The organism is Planctobacterium sp. AWH2_060 (assembly GCF_056158425.1).
The window spans coordinates 2,916,698-2,928,761 of record NZ_JBSWTG010000001.1 but is presented as its reverse complement, the minus strand read 5'-3'; the positions used below and the strand labels follow the sequence as shown (position 1 = coordinate 2,928,761).

Below are 12,064 nucleotides of genomic sequence, written 5' to 3'. Positions count from 1 at the left end.
CACGGTGTATTACCGAATTTACTCTACAGGAGGCAATATATGAATGTGACTCGTGAAATGTTTGCTGATGTCATGGTTCCAAATTACAACCCGGCGGCAATGGTGCCAGTTCGTGGTGAAGGTTCAAAAGTATGGGACCAGGAAGGCAACGAGTTCATCGATTTTGCTGGTGGTATCGCAGTAAACGCTTTGGGTCATTGTCACCCAGAGATGGTTGCTGCTTTAAAAGACCAGAGCGAAAAGCTGTGGCACTTAAGTAATGTATTTACTAACGAGCCAGCAATAAGATTGGCCAAAAAACTAACAGACGCCACCTTTGCTGAGCGAGTTTACTTTGCCAACTCTGGTGCAGAAGCCAACGAAGCGGCCTTAAAGCTGGCGCGTCGCTGGGCATTAGATCACCACGGTGAAGACAAGAACCAGATTATTTCTTTTAAACAAGGTTTCCACGGCCGTACTTTCTTCACCGTAACTGTAGGTGGCCAGGCCGCTTATTCTGACGGTTTTGGTCCTAAGCCAGGTGCGATTGATCACGCTGTTTACAACGATTTGGACAGTTTAAAGGCCATCATGAGCGACAAAACCTGCGCGGTAATGATGGAGCCTTTACAAGGCGAAGGCGGCATTATTTCTCCAACGCAAGAATTTGTGGAAGGTGTGAGAGCCCTGTGTGATAAGCATAATGCGCTGTTGATATTTGATGAGGTGCAGTCAGGTGTAGGCCGTACTGGTGAATTATACGCTTACATGGGATTAGGTGTGACACCTGACATCCTGACCACGGCAAAAGCCCTGGGCGGTGGATTCCCAATCGGTGCCATGCTGACAACTGCAGCCATTGCAGAAAGCCTGAAGCCAGGTACTCACGGTAGCACCTATGGTGGTAACCCGTTAGCCTGTGCGGTAGCTGAGCGTGTTTTTGACATAGTTAACAACCGCGAGTTGTTGGACGAAGTTAAGCGCAAAGAGCAGATGTTCCGTGACGGCCTGAATGCCATCAACGAAAAATACAATGTGTTCAGTGAAATTCGCGGTAAAGGCATGTTATTAGGTTGTGCCCTTAACGAAGATTACGCTGGTCGCAGCAGAGACTTTTTAGTGGCCTCGACCGCCGCTAATCTGATGTGTCTGGTTGCCGGTGCCAATGTTGTACGTTTTGCTCCGTCATTGGTAATTCCTGACGAAGACATCAAAGAAGGTTTAGCGCGCTTCGAAAAGGCCGTTGCTGCCGTGGTTAACGGCCAGGAATAAGTCCCATGGTGATTATTCGTCCAATTACAGCAGATGATTATCAGGCGCTCTATGAGATTGCCAACGAGTCAGGCATAGGCTTTACGTCTTTGCCTGTAAACGAGGAAATTTTACGCAAGAGGATCGCTCACGCGGAAGAGTCTTTCGCTAAAGACGTTACAAAGCCTGGTGTTGAGGATTATCTGTTTGTGATGGAAGATGCACAAACCAAGCGTGTACTGGGCACCAGTGGTATCGAAGCCGCAGTGGGCATGGATAATACCTTTTACTGCTACCACCTGGGTAAAGTAGTACACGCATCTCGTGAACTGGGTATCCGCAACGAAGTAGGGACTCTGACCCTGTGTAATGATTACACTGGCGCATCTGAGATTTGTACCCTGTTTTTGCGTGAAGAGGCCAGAAAAGGGCCAAACGGCCGGTTCTTATCTAAGTTCCGGTTCCTGTTTATCGCTGAACACCGATATCGCTTTTCTGACACTATTATTGCCGAAATGCGTGGTGTCAGTGATGAAAACGGCAGCTCCCCTTTTTGGCAATGGTTGGAAGAGCACTTTTTCTCGATGGATTTTCCCACCGCGGATTATCTGACCGGTATCGGTCAAAAAGTGTTTATTGCCGAATTGATGCCCAAGTATCCCATCTATGTAAACCTGCTTAGTGCAGAAGCCCAGGCGGTAATAGGCCAGGTGCATGAAAAAACCAAACCCGCTCTCAATTTGTTATTGAGTGAAGGGTTTAGCAAAGGCGGTTATGTAGATATCTTCGATGGTGGCCCGACTGTAGAGGCGAACGTAAATTACATTCGCACTGCACAGGCCAGTCGCAATTTGCCGATTGAAATAGACGCTGCGCTGGAAGACGCGAAGGACACGCACTTTGTCATCAATACCCGGGTGAAAGAATTCCGTGGGGTTATGGCTTGTGTCAAAGTGGATGAAGACAAGCAGGTAGCGCGCATTTCTCCGCAAGCGGCTGCGGCCTTAAACCTGACAGCGGGTGAGGCCATTCGTTTCGCTCCGATCCATTTAGGAGAGTAATTATGTCTGAACAAATTCATTACATTGGCGGCCAATGGGTTGCCGGTGAAGGGCACGGTGTTAACTCCGTCGACCCGGCTAAAAAACAACAAATCTGGCAGGGAAGTGCTGCCAGTGGCGCTCAGGTAGATGCAGCAATTGCAGCTGCCAGAGAAGCGTTTCAAAGCTGGCAGCACGTCAGCTTCGACGAGCGCGTAGCTATTATTGAAAAATTCGCCGCACTGTTAGGCGAAAATAAAGCCCATCTGGCCAAAGTGATTGCCAAAGAAACTGGTAAGCCTGAATGGGAAACCGCCACCGAAGTGGGTGCCATGATCGGTAAAGCGGCAATTTCGATTCGCGCTTACAACGAACGCACTGGTACTGTGGAAAACGCCATGCCAGTGGGTAAGGCCTTTATTCGCCATAAACCACACGGTGTTGTGGCGGTATTCGGTCCATACAACTTCCCAGGGCACCTGCCTAATGGCCACATCATTCCAGCCTTACTGGCGGGTAATACTGTGGTATTTAAGCCCAGTGATTTAACTCCAATGGTAGCGGAAGAAACTGTTAAGTTGTGGCAGCAAGCTGGCCTGCCAGCAGGAGTATTAAACCTGGTACAAGGGCATGTTGAAACCGGTAAAGCGTTGGCTTCTCACGCCGGAATAGACGGGTTGTTCTTTACCGGTAGTTCCAGAACCGGCAAGCTTTTACACGAACAATTTGCCGGCCATCCTGGTAAAATCCTGGCACTGGAAATGGGCGGTAATAACCCGCTTATCGTTAAGGATGTGGCAGACATTGATGCCGCAGTTCACGACATAGTGCAATCTGCGTTTATCACCAGCGGTCAACGCTGTACCTGTGCCCGTAAGCTGTTTTTAGCGAAAGGCGAGCAGGGCGATGCTATCCTGGCGCGCCTTATCGAAGTTACCCGCAATATCAGTGTCGGTCATTATGATGCAGAAGAGCAGCCTTTCATGGGTGCTATGGTATCTGCTCACGCCGCCAGTTTGATGGTTCAGGCGCAACAAGCCTTGTTGGATTTGGGCGCCAGTTCCTTGGTAGAACTGACCCATACCGATACCGAAAGTGGTTTTGTCACACCAGGTATCATTGATGTTACAAACATTATCGATACTATGCCGGATGAAGAACACTTCGGACCGCTTTTAAAAGTGGTGCGTTACGATGATTTTGATACTGCTATCGATCAGGCCAATAATACCGCTTTTGGTTTATCTGCGGGACTATTAGCCGATAGTGAAGCGGATTACCAATACTTCTTCAGCCGCATCAGAGCAGGCATTGTTAACTGGAACCGTCCAATTACCGGCGCCAGCAGTGCCGCACCTTTTGGTGGTATTGGTGAAAGTGGTAATCATCGCGCCAGCGCCTATTATGCCGCAGATTACTGTGCCTATCCGGTGGCTTCTGTAGAGTTAGAAAAAGTAGCTATGCCTGGTACACTAAGTCCAGGTCTCAAATTCTAAATCTCTGATTTAAAATCACCTTTAATTACATTCATGCTCATCGCTTCGGCGATGGGCATTTTCAGGTTGTTTGGAAGTAAGAAAATTTATGAATACGAAACTCGATTCCCTGTTTGCCAACTTATGGCAAGACTATATTAATATCACGCCGTCAGCGCATAAGATCCATGATCTGCTGGGTATGCACGGTGAAATCGTCAATGATCACATTGCACTGCGCACCTTTAATCTGGAAAAAGTGAACCTGGACAAGATCTCCGCCCATTTCACTGAGCTTGGCTATGTCGAAAAAGGCCAGTATCAGTTTGAAGAAAAGAAACTGCGTGCTAAGCATTTTGAGCATCCTGAAGCCAACCGTCCAAAAGTGTTTATCAGCGAATTACTGGTGGAAGAGTTTTCTGCCGAGTTACAGGCAACAGTGCAAGACATGGTGGAGCAGATAGATGCGCAAGCCGTGAGCGCTGAAGGTTTTGTTTACTCAGGTGTGCATTGGAAAATCAGCAGCGAGCAGTACGACGCCCTGTTGCAAGAATCTGAATACGCGGCCTGGATGGCGGCATGGGGTTTCCGTGCCAACCACTTTACCGTCAGTTCTAACCACCTGGATAAACTGAGCCAGCTTACCGCTATCAATGAAACCTTAAAAGAAGCGGGTTTCGAGCTGAATACTTCTGGTGGTGAAATTAAAGGTGGTGAAGAGGTGTTTTTGGCACAATCTTCCACCATGGCTGATAAAGCGGCGGTGAAATTCAGTGATATTGAGCGGGTTATCCCTAGCTGTTTTTATGAGTTCGCACAGCGTTATCCGTTGCCCAACGGTCAGTTGTATCAGGGGTTTGTTGCTGCATCAGCAGATAAAATCTTTGAAAGCACCAATGCCCGTAAATTGGATTCCTAATCAATTTTCGGTTGTAAACAGGGGTCTTTAAAGATCCCTGTTTAATCCCTTCTATTTATCGTCAGTACTCCTTTTAGTGTCAAATACTCTGCTTTATTACTTCGCCAACGTGAAACAGCCCACAGTTTTAAAAGCAGCTTTTTATGTGATTTGAGTTGCAGCATCACCATGCTGTGCTATTGCTTAAGAATACTTTTTAACAGAATAATCTCATGTTCTCTGATGCTGTTATCTCTGAAGAGTTAAAGACCGGATTTAAAATTCCGGCAAAACCCGAATTATTAACCGAAATAGAAGAACTTACCGTCGGCCTGAGTTTAATATTACCGATCTGGCGATACCTTTATCGAAAGATATTTCGCTGTCGTCTGCGGTTTTGCAACTGGTAAATTCCGCCTCATTTGGCTTAAACCGCACAATTTGTGATATTTCTCAGGCTGTGTGTTTTATGGGAGTTGATCAAATTAAAGCTATCGTGGCCAGTATCAGGTTGCGGGAAGCGTACCCCATGAAAAGTTCCATGACGCTGGAGCGCTTTTGGGATGAGTCTTTGGAAATTGCCCAAATGATGTTATTCATCAATCAATGGCTAGGTAAAAAGTACCAGCCTGATGCGCTGTATAGCTTAGGTTTGTTTCACGATTGCGGTATTGCCGCTATGGCTTTTAAGTTTGAAGATTATATTGAGGTGTTGATAAAGGCCAATGATTCCCCTGACTTGCCATTGTATGAGTTGGAAAATCAGCATTACAACACGGATCACGCCACTATCGGCTATTACATTGCGTCTTCATGGTATTTCCCCAGCAAATACGATTTCATCACGATGTGGAATTTGTTGCGGCTAACTTTCCGGAAGAGCAGCGGCCCTATATTGCCATTTTACATATGGCAGAAAATATCCTTAAACAAACCAAGCGCTATGAAGAGTGTGACTGTTATCGTCGAGATATCAGTAAATTCCTGGCCTGGTTGGAAATATCTGACGATGAATATCAGGAATTGGTGGATGATATTGAGGCCTCGTTGGAGGCGTGATGTGCCACCAGACTGTTGTCAAAAGCACAACAGCCTGGCGCGACATTATTAGAGCGTGTTGATCTTTGCTGTACAATTTTGCAGCAGTCTGTGTGCAGTTTAGACAAGGCGAATGCTTGAAGGTCTAGTGGTTCTAAATCAAAAGCATTCAACGCTGTATAAACTGCACACAGGCGCTGCCCGAAGGGTTCGTCATATAAGCGCTTTACTTCTTGTCACAGTCCTTTGACTTAGCACCACTAGGCCTGTAGGACTGTTCCGCGATTAAAGCGCTTATATATAGAACAAATTTCGTACTGCAAAGGTCAACACGCTCTAGTTCAGGTCTTCATCTACCCAGAATTTGGTGCCTTTAATGGTGGCTTGTAAGGCAAGACCCGACTCTGTGAAGGTATAAACGGTGACATCGCCATAATAGGCTTCGCCTTCCACAGAAGCGCCTTTATCTCCGGCCTTGGCTGCTGCATCAGCGTTGCCACCAAAGGTCCAGCCTGACTCGATAAAGCGGTTAAGTGCCTTTTCATTGTGGAATACCATCACAATCCGATAGTCTTTGGCGCCAAAGCCCAAACCAACCCCACCTTCTGCCATATTCATGTAGGTGTGTTTTCCGGTGCGCATATTCTTCGCTACACCATAACCACCACCGGCGGCCACAAATATTACATTGACATTGGCGTTAGAAAATACTGCATATCCGGCGGCGGAGTTAACCTGACTGCGGGTATCGGGCTTTTCCTCGAATAACTGTGTTAAGACCTGATCTTTCATTTGCAGGACACGTTGTTGCCGCTCTTGTACTGTGCCTTGTGAAGAGGTGCCAGCACAGCCCAACATTGAGAATAAAACCACCATCAAACTTAAACTGCGAATATACTGCATAGTAGCTCCTTTTGATTTAGTCACTGATATTTTACGTTATGGCATAAATTCCGGGCATAAAAAAAGCTCCCATTTGGGAGCTTTTTCTCAAACTTTGCTGAATTAGCCTTCGTCAACGGCTACGGATAATGTACCAATTCCCGCTTCGGCGGCCTGGTCCAATACCTTAACAACGATACCGTGTGGTGCACCTTTGGCGGCTTTAACCACGGCTACGTCAGTTTCAACTTCTGCCAGATAGTTTTGGATGTTGGCGTTAACACGCTCAATGTCCACTAAACGGTTATTCATATAAATCTGACCAGTTTCAGTGATCAGAATACTAACAGCATCAGATTTGGTTTGCTGTTGCTGTTGTTGGTCCTTAGGACGCTGAACTTCTAAGCCTTTTTCCTTCGCAAATGACGTTGTTACGATAAAGAAAATCAACATGATGAATACGATATCCAACATGGGTGTCATGTCGATATCAGCTTCGTCTTCTACTGTTTTATGCTTCTTAGCCATTTAAATACTCCGTATCCGCTCATTTGGGAAATACATTCGATACGTTTGGTGTCGGTATCATTATCATTATTGACACATTACTCGCCACTATATGGTGACGGGAGACTTCCAACTATAGCCTGGTAAGTCCGTCGCTGCTATTAAAAAATACATGCTTCCCACAAAAAATAAACCGTTTTGTAACAATTTTTCTGTGCTTGCTGGATTAATAACCAATCTGTATCGCAACGCTTGTAAAAAATTTACCCTCAGCTTGTTGCGATGCTCCGCTGTGCCGCTAAACCCATTGCTAAAACTACAGGATCGGTTTTCTGCCGTTCGATAAAACTGGCTTTATCGCTCAAGCCAAACCAGTTATGGGCTATCAAAGTTTGTGCCACTGCACCGCCTAACGTTGCGCCAGGACCCGTGATGATAAGTACCTCTGGCGCAAACTCTTTAATACTGACTTCAATGGCCTTGCTAAAATCATAGGTACAGTTAACCTGGGTGCCCAGCGTATAACGATACAAATCGGCAACAGAGGTGCTGTGTGGCTGCCAGATGTGACCTTCGCCATCCACCATGGGTATGCCGGGGGCAGTAAACAGTGATTCTGGTAATTGTTGTTGCCCTTTTATCGCTATCTCATTCAGTAAAGGCGTATGGAATGCTGCGTGGTTAAATAAACGCATTGGATAGCGGTTTTCCAGTTCAGGCAAATTGGTCATCAGGGCTTTTAAGGCCGCTTCGTTGCCCCCAAACACCATGTAACCGCCCAGTCGGATGGATTCATAAAGCTGACAACCGGGTTGCTGGTTGACTTGCTGTAATGCGGTCTGCACCTGGTCAAATCGGTCAGGGCTGAATTTCCAGCTATCGTCCACGATGGGATAGATTACCTGGCCGCCAATCAGGCCATCAGTCATCATGGAACCCATAGTATTGATGACCTTTGCTGCGTTGCCATGGCTTAAGGCTCCGGCAACTGCGCAAGCGATATACCAGCCCATGGAATTACCGGTAACCGCAACAATATCGTATTTGTCTCGGTTAATATCCTGAAAGTCACCACGAGAACAGGCATATATCAATGACGAGGCGTTCTCCCCTGCGGTGTGCAGGCGCATATTATATTTATCTGCGCTGTCCAGCTCGCGAATCGCAGTTTGATTCCGGTTTTTTCGGTCAGCATCAATGGTATCTATCATGGCTTGCTTATCAGTGTGATAGTTAGCCAGGTAGCCCAATTCTTCTTTGTTATAGGTTCCGCGGCCCGGACAAATCACCAGAGCTCGCTTTTTCTTTGTTTGCGACATATCAGGACACTTGTTTCAGTGGATTGTTATTGTTGAGCAGGCTTTGTGCGGCAGTAACGATACCCTGTGTATCAGGTAAAACCTCATAAGAGGCGCTGCCCAGCGGAATAAAGCTATCTTCAGCCGCTATCCGCGCTATTTTGTCGGTAATCTTATGTTGCTCTTTCGCTTCGTGCAGTGCTGTCACTATCGCTTCGCTGATAGAGCCGGTTTTACGGCACTCATCCACTACCAGAATGTGTTCGCAATCTTTAACAGCATCGATAATGCCTGCTTCGTTCAGGGGGGCCAGCCAGCGAATATCTATTACGCGACAGTCGATGCCTTGTTCCGCCAGTTGCTTTTCTGCCTGACGGGACAGGTAGTAGCCGTTGCCGTAGCTGATGATGGCCAGTTGTTTGCCTTTACCAAAAACGCCAGGTGTGCCCAGGGATATGGGGTTTGGGGTATCTGGAGCCGGATATTCAAAGGTCCACAAGCCATCCCCTTCTTCATGCAAGTCCTTGCGCATATACATGGCAATGGGTTCCAGGAAAATCACCACCCGTTGTTCTTCCTGAGCCAGGCGTACCGATTCTCTAAGCATAAAAGCGGCATCCTCACCGTTAGACGGGCAAGCAACTATCAGCCCCGGAATATCACGGAATACCGCAAAGGAGTTATCGTTGTGGAAATGACCGCCAAACCCTTTTTGATAGGCCAAACTGGCAATACGGATCACCATTGGATTGCTAAACTGACCATCAGAAAAGAAGGGTAAGGTGGCGGCTTCGCCACGGATCTGATCTTCAGCATTGTGCACATAGGCTAAAAACTGAATTTCTGGAATAGGCAAAATACCATTGTGGGCCATGCCGATGGCCAGCCCTAAAATAGATTGTTCATCCAGTAAGGTGTTGATAACCCGAGAGTTACTAAATTTTTCTACCAGTTTGCTGGTAACGCTGTACACACCGCCTTTGCGACCTATGTCTTCACCACAGAGCACAATATTGTCTTGCTCATTCATCAGATCCATCAGGGTCCAGTTGATGATTTTCGCCAGGTGCTGTTTTTTACTCAGATTGTGTTTTTCATGGGCAAACAGCTGCTCACGTGCCATCGTTTGCTTAAATTCTGGTGTGCTTTGCTTTGCTGGGATCAGTGATTTAAGTACCTGCTTGGCAGAGGTCAGCCTAGGGCGATCACCGGCAATATCCGCGATGGCGGCTATGCGTTGTTTCAGGGACAGATACAGCTGAGTGATTTGCTCAGCCGACAGGATTTTGTTTTCCATCAGGAGTCGGGCGCTGTGTAATAAGGGGTCCTGATGTTCTATGGCATCAATTTCTGCGCCTTTGCGATAGGAGAATTCACTATCGGAACCGGCGTGACCTAGCAGCCGGACAGTGTGAAAATGCAGGAACACTGGCTTGCGTTTTTGTCGGGCTATTGTGACTGCCTGACAGGCTTTCAGATAGGTATCGGCTAAACTCAGCCCGTCGCATTCGATATAGGTCAGTCCCGGTCGATTGGCAAAATTTGCCTTAATCCAGCCTCCTGGGGTCGGTGTGGAGATCCCAATGCCGTTATCTTCACAAACAAATACAATGGGCATAGGTATCGACTGGAATGCCGCCCAGCAGGTGGCATTTATGGCCCCTTGCGCGGTGGAGTGGTTGGCCGAGGCATCGCCGAAATTACACAAAATTACCCCATCGTCTTGCAAGGCCCCCTCCAGTTGCAGCTTTCTTTTTAGCGCTACGCTATAAGCGGCACCGGCTGCTTTGGGCAGGTGTGAGGCAATGGTGCTGGTTTGCGGTGGAATAAACAGGCTTTTGCTGCCCAATACTTTATGACGTCCACCGGAAGTCGGATCTTCACTGGACGCGGCAAATGACAGTAGCATGTCATACAGCGGTGTTTGTCCTTTAACCTGCTTTGAGCGCTGGATCATAAAGGCACCACTGCGATAGTGTAAGAACGCCATATCGTCGTGGCGGAATGCCTTGCCGTAAGCGGCGTTGCCTTCGTGGCCGGCGCTGCCGATTGTGTAAAAGCTCTTACCGGCCTTTTGCATTTTACGGGACTGTAGATCCAGTAAACGGCTCATAATTTGGGTTTCAAACAAATCGATGAGTTCTGCGGATGATAATCCGGAACTGGCAATATCGGTTTGAGAACGGGGCGTAGGAAAGGTACCGTTTTTCACGGCATCGAGAAATTTATCTTCGATTAACTGATTGCGATCCAACATGCTATAGGCTCATTATGTGGACAAAAATGGTTGAGCCTGCGGGGCAAAGCCCCTTGGCTCTGTCGTTAGGTGCAGAATAGATTCTGCTTTTTTATTGTTTTTATTTGTTGTCTGCGCCACTGTCTTGAAAGAGTTGCCCGGCAAAGCCGGGCGGGGCACAGCGGTCAGGATTTATTATTATTATTGCCTGACGTTCTTAACTTTTAACCTGAGAATGCCTGTAACCCGGTTTGCGCTCTGCCCAAAATCAGGGCGTGCACATCATGGGTGCCTTCATAGGTATTTACCGCTTCCAGGTTCATTACATGACGGATAACGTGAAACTCATCGGCGATACCGTTACCGCCATGCATATCACGAGCGACCCGGGCAATATCCAAAGCTTTGCCACAAGAGTTACGCTTGATTAGCGAAATCCCCTCGGGAGCTAGTTTGTTTTGATCCATTAAGCGTCCTGCTTGCAAACAGGCGCTCAGGCCCAACGTAATTTCGGTTTGCATATCGGCCAGCTTTTTCTGAATCAGCTGGGTAGCGGCCAATGGACGACCAAATTGTTCTCTGTCCAGAGTGTATTGACGCGCAGCGTGCCAGCAGTATTCTGCCGCACCCAATGCGCCCCAGGCGATACCGTAGCGGGCTTTGTTCAGGCAGCCAAATGGTCCTTTGATACCCTGTACATTGGGCATCAGGTTTTCTTCTGGGACAAACACATTGTCCATTACGATTTCGCCAGTGATGGAAGCCCTTAATGAAAACTTACCTTCGATTTTAGGTGCTGACAGGCCTTCCATGCCTTTGTCCAGGATAAAGCCTCGTACTACACCGTCCAGTTTGCCCCAAACTACAAAAACATCAGCGATAGGGGAGTTGGTGATCCACATTTTCGTCCCCGTCAGACGATAACCACCGTCAACTTTTTCAGCGCGGGTAGCCATACTGGCAGGATCAGAACCTGAATTGGGTTCAGTTAGTCCAAAACAGCCCACCCATTCGCCACTGGCTAGCTTAGGCAGATATTTGTCTCGTTGGGCTTCAGAGCCGTAAGTATAGATAGGGTACATAACCAGAGAGGATTGCACGCTCATGGCGCTGCGATAACCTGAGTCGACGCGCTCGACTTCACGAGCAATCAGTCCATAGGCGACGTGATTAACTTCAGCACAACCATATTTTTCCGGGAGAGTACAGCCTAATAGTCCTAGTTCACCGAGTTCGTTCATGATGTCACGATCAAAGTGTTCGTGGCGGTTGGCCTCCAACACTCTGGGCATCAGGCGCTCCTGACAATATTGGTGGGCGCTGTCTCGGATCAGACGCTCGTCTTCTTCCAGAAAAGACTCTAACAACAAGGGATCTTCCCAATTAAATGCAACTTTGGTTGACGCAGAACTCATTGAATCTCTCGACGATGTAAGCAAATTGTTAATGGAGCGTTAGTG

General features: G+C 47.5%; 10 protein-coding genes. 5 read left to right on the top strand and 5 right to left on the bottom strand.

The annotated features are described in order from the left end of the window. Positions 1-39 precede the first annotated feature (39 nt). From ACXAD8_RS12455 to ACXAD8_RS12435, 5 genes are all read left to right on the top strand, one after another. Positions 40-1,251, top strand: a complete 1,212-nt coding sequence (locus ACXAD8_RS12455) for an aspartate aminotransferase family protein (protein ID WP_475229014.1) — start codon at positions 40-42, stop codon at positions 1,249-1,251. 5 nt (positions 1,252-1,256) lie between these two features. Beyond that, positions 1,257-2,291 (top strand): arginine N-succinyltransferase, encoded by a 1,035-nt coding sequence (astA, locus tag ACXAD8_RS12450; RefSeq protein ID WP_475229012.1) that lies wholly within the window; start codon positions 1,257-1,259, stop codon positions 2,289-2,291. 2 nt (positions 2,292-2,293) lie between these two features. Further along, positions 2,294-3,766, top strand: a complete 1,473-nt coding sequence (gene astD, locus ACXAD8_RS12445) for a succinylglutamate-semialdehyde dehydrogenase (protein ID WP_475229009.1) — start codon at positions 2,294-2,296, stop codon at positions 3,764-3,766. 88 nt (positions 3,767-3,854) lie between these two features. Next, entirely contained in the window at positions 3,855-4,664 is an 810-nt protein-coding gene (locus ACXAD8_RS12440; protein ID WP_475229007.1) for a 2-oxoadipate dioxygenase/decarboxylase family protein, read from the top strand. A gap of 277 nt (positions 4,665-4,941) precedes the next feature. Next, positions 4,942-5,754: an HDOD domain-containing protein gene (locus ACXAD8_RS12435; RefSeq protein ID WP_475232957.1), complete on the top strand. Its 813-nt coding sequence runs from the start codon at positions 4,942-4,944 to the stop codon at positions 5,752-5,754. Between the two features lie 263 nt (positions 5,755-6,017). Here the strand turns inward: ACXAD8_RS12435 and ACXAD8_RS12430 are convergent, their stop codons facing one another. From ACXAD8_RS12430 to ACXAD8_RS12410, 5 genes are all read right to left on the bottom strand, one after another. Next, positions 6,018-6,539, bottom strand: coding sequence for a lipid-binding SYLF domain-containing protein (locus tag ACXAD8_RS12430; protein ID WP_475232955.1), 522 nt, complete (start codon positions 6,537-6,539; stop codon positions 6,018-6,020). A gap of 147 nt (positions 6,540-6,686) precedes the next feature. Further along, positions 6,687-7,091, bottom strand: coding sequence for an ExbD/TolR family protein (locus tag ACXAD8_RS12425; protein WP_229530895.1), 405 nt, complete (start codon positions 7,089-7,091; stop codon positions 6,687-6,689). 248 nt (positions 7,092-7,339) lie between these two features. Then, entirely contained in the window at positions 7,340-8,389 is a 1,050-nt protein-coding gene (locus ACXAD8_RS12420; RefSeq protein WP_475229005.1) for an ACP S-malonyltransferase, read from the bottom strand. Between the two features lies 1 nt (position 8,390). Then, positions 8,391-10,625: a dehydrogenase E1 component subunit alpha/beta gene (locus ACXAD8_RS12415; protein ID WP_475229002.1), complete on the bottom strand. Its 2,235-nt coding sequence runs from the start codon at positions 10,623-10,625 to the stop codon at positions 8,391-8,393. Positions 10,626-10,828: 203 nt separating this feature from the next. Then, positions 10,829-12,019 (bottom strand): acyl-CoA dehydrogenase, encoded by a 1,191-nt coding sequence (locus ACXAD8_RS12410; RefSeq protein WP_475229000.1) that lies wholly within the window; start codon positions 12,017-12,019, stop codon positions 10,829-10,831. Positions 12,020-12,064: the final 45 nt, after the last annotated feature.